The sequence below is a fragment of the Thermodesulfobacteriota bacterium genome (assembly GCA_034189135.1).
Lineage (GTDB): Bacteria > Desulfobacterota > Desulfobacteria > Desulfobacterales > JAUWMJ01 > JAUWMJ01.
Genome location: JAXHVO010000070.1, coordinates 15,454 through 40,131, shown reverse-complemented (window position 1 = coordinate 40,131; position 24,678 = coordinate 15,454). Strand labels below are relative to the sequence as shown.

At 43.6% G+C, this 24,678-nt stretch carries 28 protein-coding genes and 5 tRNA genes; all 33 read right to left on the bottom strand.

Annotated elements, in window-relative coordinates:
* Nucleotides 1-140: 140 nt before the first annotated feature.
* The 33 genes from SWH54_10375 to SWH54_10215 all read right to left on the bottom strand — a co-directional run bounded on the left by SWH54_10375 (nt 141) and on the right by SWH54_10215 (nt 24,333).
* Entirely contained in the window at nt 141-326 is a 186-nt protein-coding gene (locus SWH54_10375; GenBank protein ID MDY6791659.1) for a type Z 30S ribosomal protein S14, read from the bottom strand.
* Between the two features lie 136 nt (nt 327-462).
* A complete protein-coding gene (rplE, locus tag SWH54_10370; GenBank protein MDY6791658.1) occupies nt 463-1,002 on the bottom strand; it encodes a 50S ribosomal protein L5 in 540 nt (179 codons plus the stop codon).
* Between the two features lie 35 nt (nt 1,003-1,037).
* Nucleotides 1,038-1,364, bottom strand: coding sequence for a 50S ribosomal protein L24 (gene rplX, locus SWH54_10365; GenBank protein ID MDY6791657.1), 327 nt, complete (start codon nt 1,362-1,364; stop codon nt 1,038-1,040).
* Between the two features lie 58 nt (nt 1,365-1,422).
* Nucleotides 1,423-1,791: a 50S ribosomal protein L14 gene (gene rplN / locus SWH54_10360; protein ID MDY6791656.1), complete on the bottom strand. Its 369-nt coding sequence runs from the start codon at nt 1,789-1,791 to the stop codon at nt 1,423-1,425.
* Between the two features lie 117 nt (nt 1,792-1,908).
* Nucleotides 1,909-2,166 (bottom strand): 30S ribosomal protein S17, encoded by a 258-nt coding sequence (gene rpsQ, locus SWH54_10355; GenBank protein ID MDY6791655.1) that lies wholly within the window; start codon nt 2,164-2,166, stop codon nt 1,909-1,911.
* Between the two features lie 8 nt (nt 2,167-2,174).
* A complete protein-coding gene (gene rpmC / locus SWH54_10350) occupies nt 2,175-2,384 on the bottom strand; it encodes a 50S ribosomal protein L29 (protein ID MDY6791654.1) in 210 nt (69 codons plus the stop codon).
* Complete coding sequence (gene rplP, locus SWH54_10345) at nt 2,381-2,797, bottom strand: 50S ribosomal protein L16 (GenBank protein MDY6791653.1); 417 nt, start codon at nt 2,795-2,797, stop codon at nt 2,381-2,383. The genes rpmC and rplP overlap by 4 nt, the downstream gene beginning before the upstream one ends.
* 95 nt (nt 2,798-2,892) lie before the next feature.
* Nucleotides 2,893-3,555: a 30S ribosomal protein S3 gene (gene rpsC / locus SWH54_10340; GenBank protein ID MDY6791652.1), complete on the bottom strand. Its 663-nt coding sequence runs from the start codon at nt 3,553-3,555 to the stop codon at nt 2,893-2,895.
* A gap of 23 nt (nt 3,556-3,578) precedes the next feature.
* Complete coding sequence (gene rplV, locus SWH54_10335; protein ID MDY6791651.1) at nt 3,579-3,911, bottom strand: 50S ribosomal protein L22; 333 nt, start codon at nt 3,909-3,911, stop codon at nt 3,579-3,581.
* A 113-nt stretch (nt 3,912-4,024) separates the two neighbouring features.
* Nucleotides 4,025-4,306: a 30S ribosomal protein S19 gene (rpsS, locus tag SWH54_10330; GenBank protein ID MDY6791650.1), complete on the bottom strand. Its 282-nt coding sequence runs from the start codon at nt 4,304-4,306 to the stop codon at nt 4,025-4,027.
* A gap of 76 nt (nt 4,307-4,382) precedes the next feature.
* Nucleotides 4,383-5,210: a 50S ribosomal protein L2 gene (gene rplB / locus SWH54_10325; protein MDY6791649.1), complete on the bottom strand. Its 828-nt coding sequence runs from the start codon at nt 5,208-5,210 to the stop codon at nt 4,383-4,385.
* Nucleotides 5,211-5,212: 2 nt separating this feature from the next.
* Nucleotides 5,213-5,500 carry a 50S ribosomal protein L23 gene (gene rplW / locus SWH54_10320; protein MDY6791648.1) on the bottom strand — a complete coding sequence of 96 codons (288 nt, stop codon included), beginning with the start codon at nt 5,498-5,500 and terminating at the stop codon, nt 5,213-5,215.
* On the bottom strand, nt 5,497-6,120 hold the full coding sequence (gene rplD / locus SWH54_10315; GenBank protein ID MDY6791647.1) for a 50S ribosomal protein L4: 624 nt from the start codon (nt 6,118-6,120) through the stop codon (nt 5,497-5,499). The genes rplW and rplD overlap by 4 nt, the downstream gene beginning before the upstream one ends.
* A gap of 56 nt (nt 6,121-6,176) precedes the next feature.
* Nucleotides 6,177-6,812: a 50S ribosomal protein L3 gene (rplC, locus tag SWH54_10310; GenBank protein ID MDY6791646.1), complete on the bottom strand. Its 636-nt coding sequence runs from the start codon at nt 6,810-6,812 to the stop codon at nt 6,177-6,179.
* 111 nt (nt 6,813-6,923) lie between these two features.
* Complete coding sequence (gene rpsJ, locus SWH54_10305; protein MDY6791645.1) at nt 6,924-7,232, bottom strand: 30S ribosomal protein S10; 309 nt, start codon at nt 7,230-7,232, stop codon at nt 6,924-6,926.
* A gap of 20 nt (nt 7,233-7,252) precedes the next feature.
* Nucleotides 7,253-8,446 carry an elongation factor Tu gene (tuf, locus tag SWH54_10300; protein ID MDY6791644.1) on the bottom strand — a complete coding sequence of 398 codons (1,194 nt, stop codon included), beginning with the start codon at nt 8,444-8,446 and terminating at the stop codon, nt 7,253-7,255.
* 43 nt (nt 8,447-8,489) lie between these two features.
* Nucleotides 8,490-8,960 carry a 30S ribosomal protein S7 gene (rpsG, locus tag SWH54_10295; GenBank protein MDY6791643.1) on the bottom strand — a complete coding sequence of 157 codons (471 nt, stop codon included), beginning with the start codon at nt 8,958-8,960 and terminating at the stop codon, nt 8,490-8,492.
* A 143-nt stretch (nt 8,961-9,103) separates the two neighbouring features.
* The gene (gene rpsL / locus SWH54_10290) at nt 9,104-9,475 is read right to left on the bottom strand and encodes a 30S ribosomal protein S12 (protein ID MDY6791642.1); all 372 of its coding nucleotides are present in this window, start codon (nt 9,473-9,475) and stop codon (nt 9,104-9,106) included.
* A 257-nt stretch (nt 9,476-9,732) separates the two neighbouring features.
* Nucleotides 9,733-14,130 (bottom strand): DNA-directed RNA polymerase subunit beta', encoded by a 4,398-nt coding sequence (rpoC, locus tag SWH54_10285; GenBank protein ID MDY6791641.1) that lies wholly within the window; start codon nt 14,128-14,130, stop codon nt 9,733-9,735.
* A 92-nt stretch (nt 14,131-14,222) separates the two neighbouring features.
* Complete coding sequence (gene rpoB / locus SWH54_10280) at nt 14,223-18,314, bottom strand: DNA-directed RNA polymerase subunit beta (protein MDY6791640.1); 4,092 nt, start codon at nt 18,312-18,314, stop codon at nt 14,223-14,225.
* A gap of 194 nt (nt 18,315-18,508) precedes the next feature.
* Entirely contained in the window at nt 18,509-18,895 is a 387-nt protein-coding gene (gene rplL, locus SWH54_10275) for a 50S ribosomal protein L7/L12 (GenBank protein MDY6791639.1), read from the bottom strand.
* A gap of 71 nt (nt 18,896-18,966) precedes the next feature.
* Nucleotides 18,967-19,587: a 50S ribosomal protein L10 gene (gene rplJ, locus SWH54_10270; protein MDY6791638.1), complete on the bottom strand. Its 621-nt coding sequence runs from the start codon at nt 19,585-19,587 to the stop codon at nt 18,967-18,969.
* A gap of 395 nt (nt 19,588-19,982) precedes the next feature.
* Nucleotides 19,983-20,687: a 50S ribosomal protein L1 gene (gene rplA, locus SWH54_10265; GenBank protein ID MDY6791637.1), complete on the bottom strand. Its 705-nt coding sequence runs from the start codon at nt 20,685-20,687 to the stop codon at nt 19,983-19,985.
* A 16-nt stretch (nt 20,688-20,703) separates the two neighbouring features.
* Nucleotides 20,704-21,129 (bottom strand): 50S ribosomal protein L11, encoded by a 426-nt coding sequence (gene rplK, locus SWH54_10260; GenBank protein ID MDY6791636.1) that lies wholly within the window; start codon nt 21,127-21,129, stop codon nt 20,704-20,706.
* A 65-nt stretch (nt 21,130-21,194) separates the two neighbouring features.
* The gene (nusG, locus tag SWH54_10255; GenBank protein ID MDY6791635.1) at nt 21,195-21,725 is read right to left on the bottom strand and encodes a transcription termination/antitermination protein NusG; all 531 of its coding nucleotides are present in this window, start codon (nt 21,723-21,725) and stop codon (nt 21,195-21,197) included.
* 17 nt (nt 21,726-21,742) lie between these two features.
* A complete protein-coding gene (secE, locus tag SWH54_10250; GenBank protein ID MDY6791634.1) occupies nt 21,743-22,111 on the bottom strand; it encodes a preprotein translocase subunit SecE in 369 nt (122 codons plus the stop codon).
* Nucleotides 22,112-22,204: 93 nt separating this feature from the next.
* Nucleotides 22,205-22,280: transfer RNA gene (locus SWH54_10245), tRNA-Trp, on the bottom strand.
* Nucleotides 22,281-22,360: 80 nt separating this feature from the next.
* Nucleotides 22,361-22,513, bottom strand: a complete 153-nt coding sequence (rpmG, locus tag SWH54_10240) for a 50S ribosomal protein L33 (protein ID MDY6791633.1) — start codon at nt 22,511-22,513, stop codon at nt 22,361-22,363.
* Between the two features lie 15 nt (nt 22,514-22,528).
* Nucleotides 22,529-23,722: an elongation factor Tu gene (tuf, locus tag SWH54_10235; GenBank protein MDY6791632.1), complete on the bottom strand. Its 1,194-nt coding sequence runs from the start codon at nt 23,720-23,722 to the stop codon at nt 22,529-22,531.
* A gap of 67 nt (nt 23,723-23,789) precedes the next feature.
* Nucleotides 23,790-23,866, bottom strand: a tRNA-Thr gene (locus tag SWH54_10230).
* A 54-nt stretch (nt 23,867-23,920) separates the two neighbouring features.
* A tRNA-Gly gene (locus SWH54_10225) sits at nt 23,921-23,996 on the bottom strand.
* Between the two features lie 165 nt (nt 23,997-24,161).
* Nucleotides 24,162-24,246, bottom strand: a tRNA-Tyr gene (locus SWH54_10220).
* An 11-nt stretch (nt 24,247-24,257) separates the two neighbouring features.
* Nucleotides 24,258-24,333: transfer RNA gene (locus SWH54_10215), tRNA-Thr, on the bottom strand.
* Nucleotides 24,334-24,678: the final 345 nt, after the last annotated feature.

Genomic DNA, 24,678 nt, shown 5'->3' with positions numbered 1-24,678 from the left:
TTTAAACATGCCCGGACAAAGCTGAATAAAATTTGTTCTGCCCCAAAGACAAGAAAATAATTATGTTAAAATCACCTCGTTATTGTTTCTCAATGTCCTGGTGTATGAGTGGTAACATAAAGGTTCCTAATTAAAAAATATTACCAACTCGATTTTGTTACGCCTGGAAGCTTACCGTGTGAAGCAAAATACCGGAAACAAATACGGCAAATCCCAAATTTTCTAATAAATCCTCTCGATCTGCCACAAATCGGGCATCTGTTATATGCCCTCACTTTAAACTTCGGTTCCTTCGCCGCCTTCATTCTTAGCGCTTTTTTCGCCAAATTATCCTCCTCCAGACATGGTAAATCAGTTGAGTAGAAAATGCTTTTCCCGCCAAATATCCACTAAGCCGTTTGTCCGAATGAATGAACAACTGGAGAACTTTTAACGGGGTATTTCTTTATCAAATTAGAACGACTAATTCTTAAACGGCATTCCAAGCAGTTTAAGCAGTTCTTTTCCTTCTTCATCGGTTTTGGCACTGGTAACGATGGTTATGTTTAGCCCTTTAATCCTGTCGATTTTATCATAATCGATCTCCGGGAAAATAATATGTTCCTTTATACCCATAGAGTAATTCCCTTTGCGATCAAGGGCTTTTCCCGAAACGCCTCGGAAATCCCGGACACGTGGAAGAGCGATATTAACCAGCCGGTTAAAGAAGTCATACATGCGAATACGCCGTAAAGTCACCATGCAGCCGATGGGCATTCCTGCCCTCAGCTTGAAGGCTGCAATAGACTTTTTTGCCCGGGTAATGACCGGTTTTTGTCCTGAAATGATGGTAAGCTCTTCCACTGCTGAATCTAATAATTTGATATTATGAATGGCTTCCCCAAGTCCCATGTTTAAGATTATTTTTTCCAGTTTAGGAACCTGCATGGCGTTTTTATATCCAAAGGTCTCAATCAGCTTTGATACAACCTCTTTTTCATAGTACTGTTTTAGCTGGGACATATATGCTCCTTTAGCACATAATCGTGTTTATTTTCCTATTTGTCTAAGGCTTCGTTACACTTGGCGCAAACACGTATCTTTTTACCATCCTCAAGGCGTTGTGTTTTTATGCGGGCAGGTTTAATACACTTGTTACACACCAACATGACATTGGACCGCTGGATCGCTGCTTCCCCTTCAATAATACCGCCCTGCTTGCTTTTTGCGCTCGGTTTTGAATGCCGTTTAACCATATTTATATTTTCGACAAGAATTTTGTTTTTCTTTTTTATTACTTGTAAGACCTTACCGATCTTTCCCTTATCTTTACCGGTAATCACCTTCACCTTGTCGTCTTTTTTAATCAGACATCTATTTCTCATGATCAGTCATTTCTCCGCATTTCAATCGGTCTGTCCATATCTTCAATCACCAACTTAATCATAACACCTCCGGTGCCAGTGAAATGATTTTCATAAATCTCTTGGCCCTTAACTCTCTTGCTACAGGGCCAAATATACGGGTCCCCACAGGTTCTTTGTTTCCGCTAATTAACACTGCTGAATTATCATCAAATCTTATAAATGAACCGTCAGGCCTTTTGATTTCTTTTTTGGTCCGAACGACAACAGCCTTTAGCACATCTCCCTTTTTGACCTTGGCATTGGGAATGGCTTCTTTTACGGACACAACAATAATATCTCCTATGCTTGCGTACCGCCTTCGGGAACCGCCAAGAACCTTTATACAATACAAAACTTTGGCCCCCGAATTATCTGCCACGGTTAATCTCGTCTCTGCCTGAATCATCTTCTTTTATTTCCTTTAATATTGATCGGTTCGCAAAAAGTAAAAATTTTATTTTACGAAGCGCTTTTTTCCGCCCGGACGGGGCTGATAAATTCAACTGTTACCGGTTCAACAATATTAGACAGCTTTTTGAACGACACGGGATAAACGCCATTTTTTGGTTTTACTTAACGGTCTCGATTCGGTGATTAGAACCTTGTCTCCGACCCGGCAGGTGTTATCTTTGTCATGGGCTTTAAATTTAGTCTGTCTCTTTATATATTTTTGATAAAGTCGATGTTTAACAAGGGTTTCAACCAGCACAACAATGGTTTTGTCCATACGGTCACTTACAACCGTCCCAATCATCTGTCTTTTTTTTCCCTGTTTTTTCATGATAGTTACTATTTTTCACCTGCTTTGTTTTTTTCGGCCTCTTCATTGATTATGGTTTTTAGCCTGGCAATCTCGCGTTTGGTCTGTTTCATTTTCTGTGGATTTTCCAGCTGTCCAATTTCGTGCTGAAAACGCAGATTAAATAATTCTTCCGCAAGCTCGACAACTTTTTGTTTTCTTTCTTCTATGTTCAAATCTCTTGCCTCACTCGCTTTCATTGCATATCGCTCCTCTCGACAAATTTTGTTTTAACCGATAGCTTATGAGAAGCCAGTCTGAAAGCTTCCTTTGCTATATCCTTTGGAACTCCCTGCATTTCATAAATGATTCTACCAGGACGAACGACTGCAACCCATCCTTCAGGTGCTCCTTTTCCCTTTCCCATCCTGACTTCAGCAGGTTTCTTGGTAATAGGCTTATCAGGAAAAATTCTAATCCACATCTTGCCGCCTCTTTTTACGTGCCTGGTCATTGCGATACGGGCGGCTTCAATCTGTCTTGAACTTATCGTACCGCATTCTTCTGCCTGCAATCCAAATTCACCGAAATTCAGATTACATCCACGCCTGGCCGTGCCCCTCATTCGGCCTCTTTGTTGCTTGCGATATTTCACTTTCTTGGGACTCAGCATTTTTTTATATCTCCGCTTTGCCTGTTATATTTTTCTTTCCATGCACGCCCGTTCGGCATAAAAAGGTTGAACCATCTATGTCCTGTAGGGGCTCTCTATTTTTCTAATCCGTGCCCAGGTTCAAGCTCATCTTTTTTTAATATCTCACCTTTGAAAACAAATACCTTAACCCCGATTATCCCGTAAGTCGTACGTGCTTCAATAAAACCATAGTCGATGTCTGCTCTCAATGTATGTAAGGGTATCCTGCCCTCCTTATACCATTCGGTCCTTGCCATTTCAGCTCCGCCCAGACGCCCTGAACATCTAATTTTTACACCCATGGCGCCAAATCTCATAGCAGATGAAACACCGCGTTTCATGGCCCTCCTGAAGGCAACCCTTCTTTCAATTTGAAGTGCAACATTCTCTGCAACAAGCTGCGCATCAATCTCCGGCTTTCTAACTTCCTGAATATCTATCATGACTTCATGAGATACTTTATCCTCAATCTCTTTTTTCAGCTTAGAAATTTCCGCTCCTTTTTTTCCAATTACAATTCCCGGACGTGAGGTAAAAACTCTGAGCCTGATATGCTTGGACGATCTTTCGATTTCAACCTTGGAAATGCCTGCGTGATGAAGTTTGCTTTTTACAAATTTCCTTATCTTATAATCTTCAAGAATATAGTCAGCATAATTTTTTCCTGCATACCAACGTGATTCCCACGTTTTGATTATTCCTAACCTTAACCCTATAGGATTTACTTTCTGGCCCAAGCTTTTACCTCCTTCATTTATATCTATTCTTCAGCTAAAATAACCGTAATATGACACGTTCTTTTTAATATACGGGTGCCCCTGCCCCGAGCTCTTGCTCTAAAACGTTTTAGAGTGGGCCCCTGATCTGCGATAATATTCTTAATTACCAACGAATCTATATCAACACCTTCTTTTTGTTCAGCGTTTGCCAAGGCACTTTTAACCACTTTCTCAACAATAGCTGCAGCTTTCAATGGCATAAATTTTAACATATTCAAACCGGCTTCGACCGGCTGCCCCTTCACAGCATCAATAAGTTTGCGAACTTTCTGGGAAGAAATTCGCACATGCTTTAACACAGCTTTAAACTCCATTGATAAACGTTTCCTTTATTCCATAATTTTAAGTTTTAGGTGTTGGGTGTTAATTAATGACGTCAAATCATCTCGTTGAAACCATTCACTTAAAACTTAAAGCCGGTTATATTTTATGGCTTTAATTTCGATTTCCTATCCCCGGAATGACCGTAGAAAGTCCTTGTGGGGGAAAATTCACCCAGTTTGTGGCCCACCATGTTTTCTGAAATAAAAACCGGAATAAGTTTTCTTCCGTTATGAACAGCAATGGTGATACCAACCATCTCGGGAACGATCGTCGATCGCCTTGACCATGTGGTAATCACCCTGTTGCTTCGGCTTTCCTGGGCGATCATCACCTTTCTTAACAGTTTTGGTTCAATATATGGACCCTTCTTTAACGATCGTGGCATAGTCTCTCCTTGAAGGTTTATGACCCACCCGCCAATAAATGATCAGCGGTTAATGTGAGCCATAACCTGACTTGTTCTATCTCTTCGTTCGCCTTTTGACAATCAGGCGATCACTTTTTCTATTCTTCCTGGTCTTGTACCCTTTAGCCAGCACACCCCATGGGCTACATGGATGCCTCCCTCCGGAAGACCTCCCTTCACCGCCTCCCATCGGATGGTCCACCGGATTCATAGCAACTCCCCGTACTTTTGGTCTTCGACCCAGCCAGCGTTTTCGACCTGCTTTGCCAAGAGAAATATTTTCATGAACCACATTCCCTATCTGCCCAATGGTGGCTTTGCAATTTAACAGGACCATGCGAACTTCGTTGGATGGAAGTTTTATCAGCGCATACCGGTCTTCTTTTGCCATTAACTGTGCAAAAGTTCCCGCACTTCTGACAATCTGCCCTCCTTTGCCTGCGCTCAGTTCAATATTATGGATGTGTGTTCCCAGTGGAATATTACTTAACGGAAGCGTATTTCCCGGTTTAATATCCGCATCCGGACCGGATTCAACCTTGTCATTTACTTTAAGGTCCACAGGGGCCAGAATGTACCGTTTTTCGCCATCCGCGTAATGCAAAAGTGCGATTCTCGCACTGCGATTCGGGTCATATTCTATTGAGGCAACCTTAGCGGGGATTCCCGTCTTATCCCGTTTAAAATCGATCATTCGATAATGCCTTTTCCGCCCGCCTCCACGATGCCTGCAGGTAACTCTCCCATGGGCATTACGTCCACCTGTTTTTTTTATAGGTTTCAGCAAACTCTTTTCTGGAGTTGAACTTGTAATTTCATCAAATGTTGAATATACCTGAAATCGTCTTCCAGGCGAGGTTGGTTTTACTTTTTTTACAGCCATATTTAAACACCCTCAAAAAATTCTATCCGTTCACCGGGCAGCAATGTGATAATTGCTTTTTTCCAGTCCCTGCGTTTCCCGATAATCCGGCCTCTTTGTTTGGTTTTACCCTTGACCTGCATGGTACGGACATGAGCGACATTCACCTTAAATATTTTTTCGATGGCCCTTTTAATTTCGATCCTGTTGGCTTTGCGATCCACTTCGAACGTAATCTGGTTTGACTGTTCTTTTTGAATGCTTGTCTTTTCCGTGACCAAAGGCCGTCGTATAATACCATAGTCAATCATTTCAGAAGCCTCCTTTCAATTTCATCTATGGAAGACTCCAGTAAAACTAAATATTTATATTTTAAAATGTCATAAACATTGATTCCCTCGGCTCTCATCACCTTTATGTGGGGAACATTCCTGGAGGATAGATCTAGTTTATCATTCTTTTTTTCTGTTACGATTAAGGCATTGTTCACATCCAAACTGTCCATCACTTCTATAAACGCCTTGGTTTTGATATTTTCCAGTTCAAACTGATCAAGCACAATAATTTCATGATGTTTTAATTTATTGCTTAAAGCCATTTTAAGGGCTAATTTTTTTTTCTTTTTGGGAACTTTGTATGCATACGATCTGTCATCCGGACCAAAAACAACGCCACCCCCTCTGAGCAAAGGCGATTTTATATCACCACGACGCGCTCTTCCTGTTCCTTTTTGCCTGAAAAGCTTCCTGCCGCTGCCCCTGATATCGCTGCGATGCTTTACAGTGCCATATCCAGAACGCCTGCATGACAACTGCATGGTCACAACTTCATGAAGAACACTTGGCTTTATTGGGACATCAAAAAGTGAACCGTCAAGCTCTCTTTGAGACACTTTCTCCCCTTTGCAGTTCAAAACATCTACTACGCTCATAATCTCTCCGCTTAATATTGATACAGAATATTAGTATCATGCATCCTGCAGCATCTTTATTTTTTATTGAATTTCACTTTATGAATAAACACTAACCCCGATTTTTCACCAGGCAAACCGCCCTTTAACAGGAGCAGGTTCTCCTTCGGTCTGATATCTACAATTTTCAGGTTGCGGGTCGTCATCTGGCTGTTTCCGTAACTGCCGGGCATTTTTTTCCCTTTAATAACTTTAGCAGGCCATGCGCTGCAACCTATGGAACCGGGGATCCTGTGGCTTCTACTTCCATGGGATTTTCGCCCACCGCGGAATCCGTGCCTTTTCATTACGCCTGAAAAACCTCGCCCTTTGGTGGTTCCTACCACATCAACTTTCTCACCGATTTCAAACAAATCTAAATTTAACGTTTGACCCAGTGTGTAATCCTGCGGATTATCTGTGGGAAATTCTTTAAGAAATGCAAAACAGGTCTCTCCACTTTTTTTCATATGACCTTGTTTCGGTTTGTTCACACGTGATCTTTTCTTCTCCTCAAATCCCAACTGAAGTGCATCATACCCATCCGTGTTGACCGTCTTTATCTGGGTAACCACACAGGGACCGACTTCGACGACCGTTACCGGTATATAGCTGCCTTCAGGAGTAAACAGCCCCGTCATTCCTAATTTTTTTCCTATTAATCCTTTACACATAATCTGAATATTTATTCCTTTAAATCAATTTGTATTGCAACGATCAACACTCGATAAATTATCAAACACCCGCATAGACGCTGTTAAAACTCTAACCATAAACCTTTCCGGCTATAGTTTTATCTCAACATCAACTCCCGGTGAAAGATCAAGTTTCATCAACGCATCAACTGTTTGTTGGGTTGGCTCCAAAATATCCAAAATCCTTTTATGGGTCCTCATTTCAAACTGCTCTCGTGATTTTTTATCGACGTGAGGAGATCTAAGAACACAGTATTTATTAATCCGTGTCGGCAAAGGTATTGGCCCAACTACCTTTGCTCCCGTTTTATTTGCCGTATCAACAATATCCGATGCAGACTGATCCAGAAGCTTATGATCATATGCCTTAAGCCTGATCCTGATCTTTGTGTTTGTTATCATTAGTTTATTCTTTCTCTTTATTCAATTATTTCGCTTACAACGCCTGCGCCGACTGTCCGGCCACCTTCCCTTATCGCAAACCGCAACTCTTTTTCCATCGCTATCGGAGTGATAAGCTCTGCGGATATCTTTACATTATCTCCAGGCATCACCATCTCTACTCCCTCTGGTAAATTCAATATGCCCGTTACATCCGTTGTCCGAAAATAAAACTGCGGCCGATACCCGCTGAAAAACGGCGTGTGACGACCTCCCTCTTCCTTGCTCAATATATATACCTCTGCCTCAAACTTGGTGTAAGGCTTGATCGATCCAGGCACTGCCACCACCTGACCGCGCTCAACCTCTTCCCGCTTGGTTCCGCGTATCAATACGCCGATGTTGTCACCCGCTCGACCTTCGTCCAACAGCTTCCTGAACATCTCTACACCGGTGCACACCGTCTTTAAGGTCTCCCGTATGCCTACAATCTCTACATTATCACCAACTTTGATGATTCCCCGCTCTACTCGACCCGTCACCACCGTACCACGACCCGATATGCTGAACACATCCTCGATGGGCATTAAAAACGGCTTGTCTATATCCCGCTTCGGCTCAGGAATATAATCATCAATGGCATCCATTAACTCAAATACGCATTTTGCTTCATCACTGTCGGGATTATCGCTCTCCAATGCCTTTAATGCACTGCCCCGTATAATCGGCGTGTCATCCCCGGGAAACTCATACTTGTCCAAAAGCTCCCGAAGCTCCAACTCAACCAGCTCGATAAGCTCCTCATCATCCACCATGTCGCACTTGTTTAAAAATACCGCTATCCTGGGAACACCGACCTGACGCGCCAGCAATATATGCTCACGTGTCTGGGGCATGGGCCCGTCATCCGCACCAACTACCAAAATCGCACCGTCCATCTGGGCCGCTCCGGTGATCATGTTCTTGATGTAATCGGCATGCCCGGGACAGTCCACATGGGCATAATGACGCTTCGCCGTCTCATACTCCACATGTGCGGTCGCTATCGTGATCCCCCGCTCCTTCTCCTCAGGCGCCTTGTCAATCTGATCAAACGGAACAAAATCCGCTAAACCCTTTAACCCCATATGCTTGGTTATGGCTGCCGTTAATGTCGTCTTGCCATGATCTATATGACCAATCGTCCCTACATTAACATGCGGTTTCGTTCGCTCAAATTTCTCCTTCGCCATCTTTCCGTCCTCCCATTTAATCGGAATTCATTAACCCTGTTTGTTACCATCGAAAATGGGCAAATGCTTTATTTGCTTCGGCCATCTTGTGGGTGTCTTCTCTTTTCTTAATGGAAGCCCCTCTATTATTGGAAGCATCCATAATTTCCGCCGCAAGTTTATTCGCCATCCCTTTCTCAGGCCGTTTATGTGAAAACCCTATAATCCATCTAATTCCTAAGGCCATCCGTCTGGATGGACGAACTTCCGTTGGAACCTGATATGTCGATCCACCGACACGCCTCGATTTTACTTCAATCTTTGGCTTTATATTTTCGATCGCCTGCTCAAATATTTTGATGGGTTCTTCATTGGTTTTTTCTTTTATGACATCAAATGCATCATAAAGTATCGATTCAGCCAGACTTTTTTTACCGTCACGCATAATCGATTTAATAAATTTTGCCACCAGCTTGTTGTCATACTTTGGGTCACCCGCCAACTGTCGTTTAGGTACTTCTCTTCTTCTTGGCATATTTTATACCATCCGTCTAGTTATCATTATTAGGCATTTGTAAAAGCTAACAAGGAACTTTAAATGGTAAATTTCTTTAACTGCAGTTCCTTGATCGATTCCGCCGGGGCGGAATTCAATTCAACCTGAAACATTTTTTTCTTTTATTTAGGTTTTTTGGCACCGTATTTCGATCTGCCCTTTCTTCGATCATCCACACCTAGTGTGTCAAGGGTACCCCTTACCACATGATACCTTACACCGGGCAAATCCTTCACACGACCTCCCCGGACTAAAACCACCGAATGCTCCTGGAGGTTATGCCCTATTCCAGGGATATAAGCGGTAACCTCAATCCCTGTGGTTAGTCTGACCCTTGCAACCTTACGCAAAGCAGAATTAGGCTTCTTGGGTGTAGATGTATATACGCGTGTACACACACCTCTTTTTTGTGGGGCTCCTTTAAGCGCAGGTGTATTGGTTTTTTTCTTTATTCGCTTTCTGCCCTTTCTTACTAACTGGTTAATTGTCGGCATATTCTTTCCTTATATCACTTGTCAGGTTATGAGGTGTTTCGTTATCAATCTGTTTTCATTCTTTGTGCCGGAAGTGACAAATTATTCAAACATGACATTAAAATAATCACACACCCAAACGCAAAATGGTCAATCTATATAGACAAAAATAGCGATATGTATCCTTCAAGTCTTATATTGTCAAGCTTTTTTATAATATTTAATGTTTTTGTTGGATCCAATTTTACTAAATCCATTTCCCCTAATGAAACCGCAAGTTAACTTCCATCAACGGCAACGTCGCTGTATAGCGGAAACCCTGTTCCGGCCGGAATAAGCCTGCCCATAATAACGTTTTCCTTAAGCCCCCTCAGATGATCCACAGCTCCGGCAATAGAGGCATTGGTCAATATTTTAGTCGTCTCTTGAAAAGAAGCTGCGGAGATAAAACTTTCCGTACTTAAAGATGCCTTGGTAATCCCAAGAATAAGGGGCTCGGCAACCGCCGGCTTGCCTCCTTTTTCGATAACAGCCTTGTTGGCCTCTTCAAATAATACCCGATCGACCTGCTCTTCATCCACAAAGTCAGTGTCGCCCACATTAAGCACTTTAACCCGTCGCATCATCTGTCGTACGATCACTTCTATGTGTTTATCGTTTATGCGAACACCTTGCAGGCGGTAAACTTCCTGAACCTCATCGACGAGATAGCGTGCCAAAGCTATTTCCCCTTTAATATTCAATATATCCTGAGGAATAGCCGCCCCGCCTATAAGGGGCTCGCCGGCCCTGATGTAGTCTCCCTCATAAACGTTGATATGTTTGCCGCGAGGAATGAGATATTCTTTTTTGTCACCCACATCTGCAGGTGTAATAGTCACTTTCTGCTTTCCTTTTTTGGTCCCCTTTGAAATCGAAACAAAACCATCAATTTCGCTTAACACCGTAATCTCTTTTGGTTTTCGTACCTCAAAAAGCTCAGCCACTCTTGGAAGACCACCTGTAATGTCCTTGGTCTTGGTGGTTGCTCGCGGCAGTTTGGCAATAGTATCACCCGCCTTAACCGTGTCACTTTCTTCCACCAGTAAGATTGCGTCTATGGGCAGAATATAGCGCGCCACCGAAGATGATCCCGGTAATTTAGCTGTTTTATTGTCCTTATCCTTTATTGAAATCCTGGGACGATCATCGGCACTTTTAGACTCAATGATCATGCGGCTGGACTTCCCGGTGACAGGGTCAACTTTTTCCTGCATGGTTTTTCCCTGAACGATATCACCGAACTTGACCGTACCATCCACCTCGGTAAGAATCGGAGTGGTAAAAGGGTCCCACCATGCAAGCAAATCACCGGCTTTTACTTTTTTCCCGTTTCCAGCTGTAATATGAGCACCATAAATAACTGGAAAACTTTCAAGTTCTCGCCCGGTTTCACTGACGATGGTTAATTTTCCACCTCTGCGGTTCATTACCACCACTTCATTTTCACTATTCCTGGCTATATTCAGTCCAATAAATTTTATGGTACCGTCCACCCTGGCCTTGATATCTGCCTGTTCAACCCTTCGACTGGCAGTTCCTCCAATATGAAAGGTACGCATGGTTAACTGGGTGCCCGGCTCACCAATAGATTGTGCCGCCATAATTCCCACCGCCTGCCCTATTTCGACCGTTTGGCCATGAGCAAGATCCCTGCCATAGCATTTTCTGCAGACGCCATGAGCAGATTTACATGTCAGCACAGATTTTATCGTCACCTTGGTTATTCCTGCATCTTCAATCTTTTGGACAGCATCCTCATCAAGGTTCGTATCGGCACTGATAAGCACCTCGTCCGTAAACGGATCCAGAATATCCTCTGCGGCAAAACGCCCCAGAATACGTTCCCCAAGACGCTGTATCACTTCTCCTCCCTCAACCAGAGATCCAACCTCAACCCCCACCATGGATCCGCAATCCTCTTCGCTAACAATGCAGTCCTGGGCAACATCCGCCAGCCGCCTGGTCAGATACCCCGAGTTCGCTGTTTTAAGCGCTGTGTCTGCAAGACCTTTCCGCGCACCATGGGTGGATATAAAATATTGCAACACGGTAAGCCCTTCCCTGAAATTTGCCGTGATCGGGGTTTCTATAATTTCACCTGAAGGTTTTGCCATCAGACCTCGCATCCCTGCGAGCTGGCGCATCTGATCTTTACTTCCCCTTGCTCCTGAATCAGCCATCATGTATATGGGATTGAAGCTCTCCGTGGTAAGCGGTTTGCCCTTCTTGTTTAAAACAGGTTTGCCTTCCTGGTCTGTCACAGGCGCAATTTTCATTGCACTCATCATCTCATTGGCCACATCATCAGTGGCCTTGGCCCATATATCGACCACTTTATTATATTTTTCACCCTGCGTAATAAGACCTTCAATATATTGTCTGCCGATTTCTCCAACCTGATTTTCCGCCTTCTTGATCAGATCCCACTTCACAGCAGGTGTAATCATGGCATCAATTGAAATGGAAAGCCCGCCCTGGGTCGAATACTGGTAGCCAATATTTTTCAACCTGTCGGACAGGATGACCGTGGCCTTTGGCCCGGAATGTCTGTAAACATAATCGACAAGTTCGCGAAGGGCTTTTTTATCCATGACATGGTTCACCGCCTCAAAAGATATCGCGGCTTTCTTTTCAATCATTTTAAAAATATGATGGGCCTGATCGGCAAAAATGATTGGGCTAACCTCTCCTTTTTCGAGGGAAAAAATATTGTCGGCATCTTCCTCTCTTGTTTTAAACACATCGAGAAATTCATCTTTTTTGAGCAACCCCACCATACCTTCATTGTCTTTGTCCGGACTTAGTGAAAAGCGTTTCACCAGATCAGTGAATGGCTCGCCATCATTTAATCTGTTAAGTATATCTTTGGCTTCATCTTCATCAGCAACCATGATATGGAGCATATTTGCAATAAAATCTTCAGGAATGATTTCCCATAAGAGAATACGCCCCACCGTGGTTTCCACCATTTCTCCGTTTATCCGAACCGATATCTGAGCATGGAGATCAACACTAGCGGAATCGTATGCAGACCTGACTTCATCAGCACTGGCAAACAGTTTGCCTTCACCCTTGGAGCCGATAAGCCCTCTTGTCATGTAATACAGACCCAGAACAATGTCCTGACTCGGAACGATAATCGGGTTCCCGCTTGCAGGCGAAAGTATGTTGTTACTGGAAAGCATCAAAACGCGTGCTTCTATCTGCGCCTCCACGGAAAGTGGGACGTGAACGGCCATCTGGTCTCCGTCAAAATCCGCGTTAAATGCCGTACAAACAAGCGGGTGGAGCTGCATGGCTTTACCTTCAATTAGAATCGGTTCAAAAGCCTGAACTCCAAGTCGGTGCAATGTGGGTGCCCGATTTAAAAGAACGGGGTACTCTTTAACCACTTCATCCAGCATATCCCATACTTCAGGAACTTCTCTTTCCACCATCTTTTTGGCACTCTTAACGGTGGACACCAAACCTTTTTGTTCCAGCCGGTAATAAACAAATGGCTTGAACAGTTCCAGAGCCATCTTTTTCGGCAGACCACATTGGTGCAATCTTAAATTCGGCCCCACCGTAATAACCGTACGACCCGAATAGTCGACCCTTTTCCCCAACAGGTTCTGACGAAAACGGCCTTGTTTCCCTTTTAAGGTATCACTTAAAGATTTCAGCGGTCGTTTATTCGTTCCGGTAATGACTCTTCCGTGTCGACCGTTATCAAACAAAACATCCACCGACTCCTGAAGCATTCTTTTTTCATTACGAATGATAATATCCGGGGCTTTCAAATCAATCAGACGTTTTAGCCGGTTATTTCGATTAATGACGCGGCGATAAAGATCATTAAGGTCGGATGTTGCAAACCGGCCACCTTCAAGCGGGACCAGAGGCCGGAGATCAGGCGGAAGAACGGGTATGACATCCATAATCATACAAACCGGATCTATACCGCTTCGTCTGAAAGCATCGATGACTTTAAGGCGTTTTGCCAACTTCTGCCGCTTTGCCACCGATCCGGTACTGCGGATATCAGCTCTGATTTCATTATATATTTCATCAAGATTAATATCTTCCAGTATTTCCCTTACCGCTTCTGCACCGATTCCCGCTTTAAATTCTGATCCGTATAATTCAAGCGCCTCTCTGTATTTATCATCCGACAAGAGCTGACAACGGGTCAGCCCGGTATCTTTTGGATCGATTACGATATAATTATCAAAATAAAGAACTTTCTCCAAATTTTTAAGCGTCATATCCAAAAGATTTCCCAGTTTACTGGGAAGGCTTTTTAAAAACCATATATGTGAAACAGGAGTGGCCAGTTCTATATGAGCCATGCGTTCTCTTCGTACCTTGGATTGAATGACTTCTACGCCGCACTTTTCGCAAATCACCCCTCTGTGTTTCATCCGTTTGTATTTGCCGCAATTGCATTCGTAGTCTTTGGTCGGACCGAAAATCTTGGCACAAAAAAGGCCATCCCGTTCCGGTTTGAAGGTACGATAGTTTATTGTCTCCGGCTTTTTTATCTCTCCATAGGACCATTCCCGAATCTGTTCGGAAGAAGCCAGTGAAACCTTGACAGATGAATAACGTTTTGGATTGGTGGGTTTTGCGAAGAAGTCGTATAAATTTTCCATATTTTGTCCTCTTAAGCACTAATGGCCACATCTTCTGAGCATTGGCCTGGAATATGCATAATATTTCAAATTAATATAATTGTTTTTTATTGTTACTCTTCCAGAAGCTCTATATTCAAACCCAAGCTTTTCAATTCCTTTGTCATAACCCTGAAAGACTCCGGTATACCCGGTTCAAGTACATTCTGACCTTTTACAATCTTTTCATACATACGCGTCCTTCCAGCCATGTCATCCGACTTAACGGTGAGAAATTCCTGCAAGGCATAAGCAGCGCCATAAGCCTCCATCGCCCAGACTTCCATTTCACCCAGCCTCTGACCACCAAACTGCGCTTTTCCGCCAAGAGGCTGCTGGGTAACGAGTGAGTAAGGGCCAATAGACCGTGCATGTATTTTATCATCCACCAGGTGATGCAGTTTCATCACATACATTGAGCCCACCGTAATTTTTTTATCAAAGCGCTCCCCTGTGCGGCCGTCATACAAGGTTGCCTGGCCACTGATATCAAAACCCGCTTCATCAAGAAGTGATTTGATTTCATCTTCCTTGGCGCCATCAAAAACCGGAGTGGCCATGTGAACCCCATTTTTATAATTATCGGCAAAATCACAAATCCCGGTTTCGTCCATGCCATTGATCATTTTTTTTGTTTCTTTATCAGAAAATACTTTTCTTAATTTATCCCTAAGCTCTTTTGTCTTATATTCTTCAAGCAGTTTATTCAGCTGATTACCAAGACCTTTGGCGGCAAGTCCTAAATGGATCTCAAGAATCTGCCCGACATTCATACGAGACGGCACCCCCAGAGGATTAAGAACCATATCCACAGGAGTTCCATCGGCAAAATAGGGCAGATCTTCCTGAGGAAGAATTCTTGACACCACACCTTTGTTACCGTGGCGACCAGCCATCTTGTCTCCCACGGAAAGCTTCCGCTTCATGGCCACATAAACCTTGACCATCTTAATGACGCCCGGCGGAAGGTCATCCCCTTTTTCGTACCTGCTAATCTGCTGTTCATAGACCATCCTGCAAAGCTCGCGCTGGTCTCGGTAACGTTCAAGAATTTCATGTACCTTTTCCGTAGTTGAAGGATCTTTCAAAACAATCCCCTCAACCTGGGCCACAGGAATCCCGGCAAGTATTTTAGAGTCTATGGTGGTGCCTTTTGGAATAAGAACCTTCTTACCTTTTTTCAAAGAAGCGTAACATTTTTGTCCGCAAAGCAACTGCTCGATCTCATCGCGAACCACCTCCTCGATGACAGCAAGTTCATCCTTTTGATCTTTTTTAAGTGCGGTGATCTCCTCGTCTTCTATCATGCTGGTACGATCATCTTTTTCCACGCCACGCCTTGAAAAAACTTTGGCATCAATAACAATCCCTTTTGCACCTGGGGGAACTCGCAGAGAGGTATCTTTCACATCCCCTGCTTTTTCACCAAATATGGCTCGCAACAGCTTTTCTTCCGGAGAAAGCTGGGTCTCTCCCTTAGGCGTAATTTTCCCAACCAGAACATCGCCGGCATCGACTTCAGCCCCCAGTCTAATAATACCGCTCTCATCAAGGTTTTTTAAAGCCTCATCTCCGGCATTCGGTATATCCCGGGTGATTTCTTCCTTTCCCAGTTTGGTATCCCTTGCCACTATCTCAAATTCGACAATATGAACCGATGTGAAGATGCCTTCTCTTACAAGTCTTTCACCAATTAAGATAGAATCCTCATAATTGTATCCACCCCATGGCATGAAGGCGACAGTGACATTTTTTCCAAGAGCCAGCTCTCCCCTCTCCGTTGCCGGTCCGTCAGCAATGATCTCTCCTTTTTTAACCCGCTGACCCTGTCTAACAATCGGACGATGGTTGAAACATGTATTTTGATTGCTTCGAATAAATTTTGAAAGGTTATAGATGGTGACATCCTTTTCTGAAGAAACCCCCGATGGATCATGTTTCAAGACAATTCGGGAAGCATCCACATCCACCACCACTGCATCTCTTTTTGCCACGATCGAGCCCCCCGAATCTCTGGCTACTATGGCCTCAATACCGGTACCGACCAGCGGCGATTCGCATGTCAGCAAGGGAACTGCCTGTCGCTGCATGTTTGATCCCATCAACGCCCTGTTGGCATCATCATTTTCCAGGAAAGGAATAAGCGAGGCTGAGATGCTCACCAGCTGATTGGGAGATATATCCATAAGCTCTATATCATCACGCTTAACCATCATGAACTCACCGGCAACACGTGAGGTAACAAGTGGATTCACATACTCACCCTTTTCATTTACCGGTGCATTCGCCTGGGCAATGGGATGTTCTCTTTCTTCAAATGCATCAAAGAACTTCACTTCTTTTGAAATGGTTGCGTTTTCGACCACCCGGTACGGTGTTTCGATAAACCCGTAATTATTAACCCTTGCATAAGTGCTCAAGGATACGATAAGCCCGATGTTCGGTCCTTCAGGCGTCTCAATGGGGCAAATCCGGCCGTAATGGGAAGGATGTACATCTCTTACTTCAAACCCGGCACGTTCACGGGTAAGCCCACCCGGCCCCAGAGCGCTGAGCCGCCTTTTATGGGTCGTTTCTGAAAGTGGATTTGTCTGATCCATGAACTGTGACAGCTGGCTGGTCCCAAAAAACTCTTTTACTACAGCGGAAACCGGTTTTGGATTAATGAGGTCGTGGGGCATAAGTGCATCGACCTCCTGAAGGCTCATCCGTTCTTTAATAGCCCGTTCCATACGAACCAGTCCGATACGATACTGGTTTTCAAGAAGCTCCCCCACAGCTCTGACACGCCGGTTGCCCAAATGATCGATATCATCAACGGTCCCCTGGGTATCTTTCAGTGCGATAAGGGCTTTGGCGGTAAGCAGTATGTCTTCTTTCCTGAGAGTTCTCAGGTTAATCGAACTTTCAATGCCAAGGCGCTGCTTGATTTTCAGCCGGCCAACGTCTGAAAGGTCATAATAGGTTGTCTTGAAAAACAAGTTGTCCACAAAAGCCTGGGCCACTTCCGGTGTTGCAGGGTTTCCCGGTCTGAGTCTTCTATATATCTCGATAATGGCTTCCTCTTTGGTCTCGACCTTATCGAGCACCAGGGTCTTGCAAATAGAGTCGCTGGTGGTCACCATGTCAATAAACAGCACTTCAAATTCTGTAATACCGACATCTTTTAATTTCATAAGTATTTCTTCATCAATACTTTCATTGGCTTTGAGAATAGGTGCTCCGGTTTCAGGATCGATAATGGCGTGGGCAACCACTTTATCCATAATATCCGATTCCGCTATGCGGATCATCTTGGCCTTGGTGGTCTTAAGTCTTTTAATTGCCTTCTGGGTAATGATCCTACCTTTCTTAACTAGAATATTACCGGTTTCAGGGTCTTTGATATCCTTGCCGATACGCTGTCCCTTAACAAGATCGGCATCAAACTGTTTAAAAATGCTCTTACCGCGAAGAATTATTTTATCCGTTTTATAAAAAAAGCTAAGGATATCTTCAACGCTATAGCCAAACGCTTTAAATAAAATCGTAACCGGAAACTTACGTCTTCTGTCGATCCTGATATGCACAATATCTTTTGGATCTATTTCCATGTCAATCCAGGAACCACGAACAGGGATGATTCTGGAGCTGTAAATAATTTTACCGCTTGAATGGGACTTTCCTTTGTCATGATCAAAGAAAACACCGGATGAGCGGTGCAGCTGGCTGACGACGACCCTTTCTGTTCCGTTTATGATAAATGTACCTTTTTCGGTCATTAACGGAAGTGTGCCGAAATAAATCTCCTGCTCTTTAATGTCGCGAATATTTGAAACCCCGGTTTCGCTGTCTATATCATAAACGACCAGCCGGACGGTAATGCGCAGAGGAATTTCATAGCTCATCCCCCGATGAACGCATTCTTCCACACTGTGCTTCACCTCAGAAAATCTGTATGAAACAAATTCAAGGGAAGCGCTTCCGGTAAAATCCTTGATGGGAAATACTGAATTATAAACAGCCTGCAAACCGATATTCTCACGTTTTTCCGGTGGAACATCCATTTGTAAAAACCGCCTAAAAGACTCCCGTTGCATTCCGATAAGATCAGGAATTTCAATGATTTTTTTTATTCTACCAAAGTTTTTTCTTATACGCTTAATTGCCAGAGACCTTTTGGACATGGCTACTCCCAGAAATTACGGGTTCGCATAAAATAAGTTCGCCATTTCCCATGCGGAAGCGCCCGGCTGACAAAACACGAAAAACATGAATATCGAGCATATTCATAGTTCTCAGCACGCAGTCGGGCGAGATGCATTGGTGTGATGTGATACAAAATTATTTTTGTGCAAGCCCTAAGGTTATTCTTGTTGTTCTATTTTACCTCAACCTGAGCTCCCGCCTCTTCAAGCTGGCTCTTGATTTTTTCTGCCTCATCCTTTGGAACACCTTCCTTAACCGGCTTTGGAGCTTCATCTACAAGGGTTTTGGCATCCTTTAGCCCGAGACCGGTAATCGCTCTGACTTCCTTAATCACCTGAATCTTCTTATCACCAAATGAGGTCAAAATAACATCAAACTCTGTTTTTTCCTCCGCTGCTGCGCCTCCAGCATCACCTGCGGGGCCTGCGGCCATCATGGCAACCGGAGCAGCAGCCGACACTCCGAATTTCTCTTCCATTTCCTTAACAAGCTCAGACAGATCTAGTACTGACATATTCGCAATAAAATCTATTACATCATCTTTGGTAATTTTTGCCATTTTATTTTTCCTCCGAAATCACTCAATGAATTTAATTAATTAAATTCATCAATTTTTATGTTTTTAAAATTTTAGGCAGCCTCTTTTTGTTCTTTAATTGCCATCAACACATTAAGCAGCCGTCGTTGCCCGTCAACCAGAGCTCTCACAAAGCTGGTCGGTACACCATTCATTGTGGAAAGCAACTGCCCGATGAGTACTTCACGGGAAGGCAGATCCGATAAAGCCTTAATTGCGCTTATATCAAGCACCTTTCCGTTCATGACCCCTGCTTTAATTTCAAGTTTTTCATTTTCCCCTGCAAATTTGGTCAAAACCTTTGCAGGTGAGACCGGGTCTTCAAAGCTCAATGCCACTGCACTTGGCCCCTTGAACCTGTCTTTTATCAATTCAACATCAGTATCTTCGGAAGCCCTGATTAAAAGTGAATTTTTAACCACCTGATACTGAACCTGTGATTCTTTCAGCTTTCTCCGCAAATCATTGATAGAATCGACGTCAAGGCCTTTATAATCGGTCAGGATTACAACTTCTGATTTTGAAAACTTTTCATGGAGTTCTTCAACGATTCTTTTCTTCTCATCTATTTTCACGTCTTGATCACACCCCCTTTCCCGACCTGTAAAAACCAAAGGTGATTTGCGTCTTCTGACTTTGATTGATTCCAAACACATGGGTGTGGTTTCAATCATAAATAACAAATCATAACTGTCTATGCAGGCATGGAGTACCAATTAAACGCTATGCAACAAAGTCAGTTCAAGCGCACCTGCGGTCTTTGACAGGAATTGTTAAATTAATTTATGTATACCTGTTCACCTTTTTCCGTAATATTAAGATGATATATTCATTAGAAACAAACATACGTTTTTCCATTTTAGCCCGGTTCGACCGGGGAATGGCCTATGGGCCCAGTCGGGCATAAAAATCTATGCGAAAAGAATAATATCTTTCCGGTAAACAATTACGGTCGGTACAGATGTGCGCAATTATGGCGATCCGCTAGGGCCTGAGATCACTGGAAAATAGCAATTATTATTCCGGGTGCCCTGGTCACGCGCAGATGCGGCTCCTGTAAACGTTAATTTTATTTCACTAAATCTTTAACACTGGAAATGTCTATTTTGATTCCAGGCCCCATTGTAGTTGATATTGAGATACCTTTCAGGTAGGTTCCTTTACTTGAAGACGGTTTGAGACGAATTACCGTTTCTAAAAATGCAGCGACATTTTCAACGATCTTCTCTGCTCCGAATGAGACCTTGCCCATAGGTGCATGAATAATACCTGCTTTCTCAACCCTGAAATCTATCTTCCCGGCTTTAAGTTCTTTAACTGCTCTTGCAATATCAAAGGTAACCGTTCCGGTCTTTGCATTGGGCATGAGTCCCCGTGGACCTAAAATTCTCCCTATTTTTCCAACAGTCCCCATTATATCGGGCGTGGCTATCGCTTTATCAAAGCCGAACCATCCTTCTTTAATCTTGTCAATTAAATCTTCATTTCCCACAAAATCGGCCCCTGCATCTGTGGCCTCTTTTTCTTTTTCTCCTTTGGCAAATACCAGCACTTTGACCTCTTTGCCAAGACCATTAGGCAGCACAACCGTCCCGCGAACCATTTGGTCGGCATGGCGCGGATCAACACCAAGTCGCACAGCCACATCAATGGTCTCATCAAATTTTGCAAAAGATGAATCTACGATCAGCTTGATGGCCTCATTAAAATCATTTTTATTATTTACCGCTGTCTTCTTTCTTGACTCAATATATTTCTTACCCCGTTTAGGCATCTTTTTTATTCACTCCTTATTTTTCGACATCAATCCCCATACTCCTGGCCGTACCTTCCACTATCCTGCAGGCTGCTTCCAAATCACAGGCATTTAAATCAACCATTTTCAGGTTGGCGATCTCTTCCACCTGTTTGCGAGTCACCTGACCCACTCTGTCACGCTTTGGATCACCGGCTCCTTTTGCTATTTTTGCCGCTTTTTTTAACAGAATTGATGCAGGTGGTGTTTTTGTAATAAAAGTAAATGACCTATCCTGAAATACGGTGATAACCACAGGTATGATCATCCCCTCATCATTTGCAGTCCTGGCATTAAACGCCTTGCAAAAATCCATTATATTTACGCCATGCTGCCCCAAAGCAGGGCCAATCGGAGGCGACGGATTGGCCTTACCTGCCTCAACCTGCAGTTTTATCATCACCATCACTTTTTTTGCCATTTTTTTCTTTTTACTCCCGTTTGTATTTAATCGCGTGTTGACTTTCTCAGCTGTATCTCTGTTTCCTATATCTTTACGACCTGAACAAATTCTAACTCGACCGGTGTTGAACGACCGAAAATACTGACTAAAACCTTAATCTTTCCCTTTTCAGGGTTGACTTCTTCCACCGTACCATTGAAGTTGGTAAAGGGCCCGTCAACCACACGAATTTCGTCCCCTGATTCGAAAAAATATTTGGGCTGGGGTTTGAGTTTTCCGGCTTCCATCCGGTTTAAAATCACTTCTGCTTCCTCATCTGAAATCGGTGTCGGCTTCTCCCTGCCACCTAAAAATCCGGTAACCTTAGCTGTGCTATTTACAATATGCCATGTTTCATCATCCAGTTCCATCCTGACAAGTATGTATCCGGGATAGAATTTTCGAGAAGACGTCTTCTTTTTTCCTTTGGCAAGTTCAACAATTTCTTCCGTGGGCACAAGAACCTTGCCAAATTTTTCCGGATAAAGCGAAGAGGCTATCTTTTCTTCCAGAGCGGACTTGACCTTGCTTTCAAAACCCGAATAGACATGAACGATGTACCATTTAAGCGCCACCCGATTCTCTCCTTATCCTATTGAAGAACCAACTTTACCAGACTCGATAGACCTATATCTACAGCCCCAAGAAAAAATGCGATTATGGTAACCAGAATAATCACCACGACTGTAGATCCCATTGTTTGCTTGCGTGTCGGCCATGTTACTTTTTTAAGCTCAAACTTAACTTCTCTAAGAAACTGAATGCTACTGGTAATAAAATTACTTTTGGGTTTGGTTGCTGCGGTTTTGGTAATTGCTTTGGTTACCTGTTTCTTTTTCTTTTCCTTAGTAAAACCATCAGCCTGTTTTATAGAAGCATCTTTGACGGCCGGCAATGGGCGCTGTGCCTTTGCTTTCTTTTTCTTTACGTTTGATGCTTTTTTTCTTTGTAAGCGTCCCACTTTCTCTCCTAAAACGGTCAAAAGCTCAAAGTTAAAGCGACCATGGAGCTCAATCAATCCATGCCACAGCCTTTGAGCTTTGCCATCAAGAATTGGCAGGCCAGGAGGGATTCGAACCCCCAACACCCGGATTTGGAGTCCGACGCTCTACCGTTAGAGCTACTGGCCTGCAAAATCGTTTGTTAAAGCAACTTTTTTTTACTTTACGACTCTTAATTTTGATGAACTGGTTAAAAATCAAAGAGGTCTTTATTTGGTCTCTTTATGCAAAGTATGCTTTCTGCAGAATCTACAGTATTTATTAAACTCCAGTTTATCAGGCGTTGTCCGTTTATTTTTTGTTGTCGTGTAATTTCTTCTTTTGCATTCACTACACGCAAGTGTCACAATTATTCTCACCAGCAAAACTCCTTTGCTTTATTCAATTATTTCGCTTACAACGCCTGCGCCGACTGTCCGGCCACCTTCCCTTATCGCAAACCGCAACTCTTTTTCCATCGCTATCGGAGTGATAAGCTCTGCGGATATCTTTACATTATCTCCAGGCATCACCATCTCTACTCCCTCTGGTAAATTCAATATGCCCGTTACATCCGTTGTCCGAAAATAAAACTGCGGCCGATACCCGCTGAAAAACGGCGTGTGACGACCTCCCTCTTCCTTGCTCAATATATATACCTCTGCCTCAAACTTGGTGTAAGGCTTGATCGATCCAGGCACTGCCACCACCTGACCGCGCTCAACCTCTTCCCGCTTGGTTCCGCGTATCAATACGCCGATGTTGTCACCCGCTCGACCTTCGTCCAACAGCTTCCTGAACATCTCTACACCGGTGCACACCGTCTTTAAGGTCTCCCGTATGCCTACAATCTCTACATTATCACCAACTTTGATGATTCCCCGCTCTACTCGACCCGTCACCACCGTACCACGACCCGATATGCTGAACACATCCTCGATGGGCATTAAAAACGGCTTGTCTATATCCCGCTTCGGCTCAGGAATATAATCATCAATGGCATCCATTAACTCAAATACGCATTTTGCTTCATCACTGTCGGGATTATCGCTCTCCAATGCCTTTAATGCACTGCCCCGTATAATCGGCGTGTCATCCCCGGGAAACTCATACTTGTCCAAAAGCTCCCGAAGCTCCAACTCAACCAGCTCGATAAGCTCCTCATCATCCACCATGTCGCACTTGTTTAAAAATACCGCTATCCTGGGAACACCGACCTGACGCGCCAGCAATATATGCTCACGTGTCTGGGGCATGGGCCCGTCATCCGCACCAACTACCAAAATCGCACCGTCCATCTGGGCCGCTCCGGTGATCATGTTCTTGATGTAATCGGCATGCCCGGGACAGTCCACATGGGCATAATGACGCTTCGCCGTCTCATACTCCACATGTGCGGTCGCTATCGTGATCCCCCGCTCCTTCTCCTCAGGCGCCTTGTCAATCTGATCAAACGGAACAAAATCCGCTAAACCCTTTAACCCCATATGCTTGGTTATGGCTGCCGTTAATGTCGTCTTCCCATGATCTATATGACCAATCGTCCCTACATTAACATGCGGTTTCGTTCGCTCAAATTTCTCCTTCGCCATCTTTCCGTCCTCCCATTATTTTTTTGGTATTTTTATCTTGCTTGACAAATTAAAACGTTCTTTTTTATGGAGCCCACGACCGGAATCGAACCGGTGAACCTCTTCCTTACCAAGGAAGCGCTCTACCGACTGAGCTACGTGGGCATCGTTTTTTCATGTACAGGTAGATCATTTTCCGGTTTTAAATCATTTTGATTCTGGAGCGGGAGACGAGATTCGAACTCGCGACATCCAGCTTGGAAGGCTGAAGCTCTACCAACTGAGCTACTCCCGCTCATGATGTTTCATATTGAAACCCTAGGAATCATCCAATCAATCAATAAAATACAAAACCTTTCCTTAAAAAATTGCAGTAAGATTCATGAAGGAAGCCATGTAGTTTTTACTGTCGATCCCGATAACCGTTACGAAATCTCCTACATACAACTTTTATTGAGGTTGGTGGTGGGGGGAGGATTTGAACCTCCGAAGGCTTCGCCGACAGATTTACAGTCTGTTCCCTTTGACCACTCGGGAACCCCACCTCAATAGCAAATGGAGCCAGCGGAGGGACTCGAACCCCCGACCCACTGATTACAAATCAGTAGCTCTACCAGCTGAGCTACGCTGGCGCGCATATTTGCATAATTGTAATTATATAAAAGAGTTACTTCTAACAAAGCAAATCACTCAGAAAAAAAAAGAACTTATCTATCTAACTGTCTATTTTCTAAATATCAACCATGATATATCCCTTTTATCATCCATATTAAGCAATTTTTGTTGATTAATAAGTTAATTAATATTATTATCGCCTATTTACTATCAATATTAAACTTTTACTGTTTTTTTCGTTCTTATTAAACTGCAACCCGTTGGAACGATAGAGAAAGATCCACCAAAAGCGGAAGAAATACCAACCCCTGGCATAAAACACAAAACCCATGATCCTACCTCGTAACGTTTACTAGCGAACA

Excerpts from the sequence above, each read along its gene's own strand:
- rpsS (MDY6791650.1), bottom strand. The coding sequence starts at position 4,306 with ATGCCACGATCGTTAAAGAAGGGTCCATATATTGAACCAAAACTGTTA.
- rplA (MDY6791637.1), bottom strand. The coding sequence starts at position 20,687 with ATGCCTAAACGGGGTAAGAAATATATTGAGTCAAGAAAGAAGACAGCG.
- rplP (MDY6791653.1), bottom strand. The coding sequence starts at position 2,797 with ATGCTGAGTCCCAAGAAAGTGAAATATCGCAAGCAACAAAGAGGCCGA.
- rplJ (MDY6791638.1), bottom strand. The coding sequence starts at position 19,587 with ATGATTGAAACCACACCCATGTGTTTGGAATCAATCAAAGTCAGAAGA.
- rplE (MDY6791658.1), bottom strand. The coding sequence starts at position 1,002 with ATGTCCCAGCTAAAACAGTACTATGAAAAAGAGGTTGTATCAAAGCTG.
- rplK (MDY6791636.1), bottom strand. The coding sequence starts at position 21,129 with ATGGCAAAAAAAGTGATGGTGATGATAAAACTGCAGGTTGAGGCAGGT.
- rplV (MDY6791651.1), bottom strand. The coding sequence starts at position 3,911 with ATGGAGTTTAAAGCTGTGTTAAAGCATGTGCGAATTTCTTCCCAGAAA.
- rplC (MDY6791646.1), bottom strand. The coding sequence starts at position 6,812 with ATGTGTAAAGGATTAATAGGAAAAAAATTAGGAATGACGGGGCTGTTT.
- rpoC (MDY6791641.1), bottom strand. The coding sequence starts at position 14,130 with ATGGAAAATTTATACGACTTCTTCGCAAAACCCACCAATCCAAAACGT.
- rplL (MDY6791639.1), bottom strand. The coding sequence starts at position 18,895 with ATGGCAAAAATTACCAAAGATGATGTAATAGATTTTATTGCGAATATG.
- rplW (MDY6791648.1), bottom strand. The coding sequence starts at position 5,500 with ATGATTGACTATGGTATTATACGACGGCCTTTGGTCACGGAAAAGACA.
- rplX (MDY6791657.1), bottom strand. The coding sequence starts at position 1,364 with ATGAGAAATAGATGTCTGATTAAAAAAGACGACAAGGTGAAGGTGATT.
- rplN (MDY6791656.1), bottom strand. The coding sequence starts at position 1,791 with ATGATTCAGGCAGAGACGAGATTAACCGTGGCAGATAATTCGGGGGCC.
- tuf (MDY6791644.1), bottom strand. The coding sequence starts at position 8,446 with ATGGCGAAGGAGAAATTTGAGCGAACGAAACCGCATGTTAATGTAGGG.
- rpsL (MDY6791642.1), bottom strand. The coding sequence starts at position 9,475 with ATGCCGACAATTAACCAGTTAGTAAGAAAGGGCAGAAAGCGAATAAAG.
- rpsQ (MDY6791655.1), bottom strand. The coding sequence starts at position 2,166 with ATGAAAAAACAGGGAAAAAAAAGACAGATGATTGGGACGGTTGTAAGT.
- rpsG (MDY6791643.1), bottom strand. The coding sequence starts at position 8,960 with ATGCCAAGAAGAAGAGAAGTACCTAAACGACAGTTGGCGGGTGACCCA.
- rplD (MDY6791647.1), bottom strand. The coding sequence starts at position 6,120 with ATGAGCGTAGTAGATGTTTTGAACTGCAAAGGGGAGAAAGTGTCTCAA.
- rpmC (MDY6791654.1), bottom strand. The coding sequence starts at position 2,384 with ATGAAAGCGAGTGAGGCAAGAGATTTGAACATAGAAGAAAGAAAACAA.
- rplB (MDY6791649.1), bottom strand. The coding sequence starts at position 5,210 with ATGGCTGTAAAAAAAGTAAAACCAACCTCGCCTGGAAGACGATTTCAG.
- tuf (MDY6791632.1), bottom strand. The coding sequence starts at position 23,722 with ATGGCGAAGGAGAAATTTGAGCGAACGAAACCGCATGTTAATGTAGGG.
- rpoB (MDY6791640.1), bottom strand. The coding sequence starts at position 18,314 with ATGTCCAAAAGGTCTCTGGCAATTAAGCGTATAAGAAAAAACTTTGGT.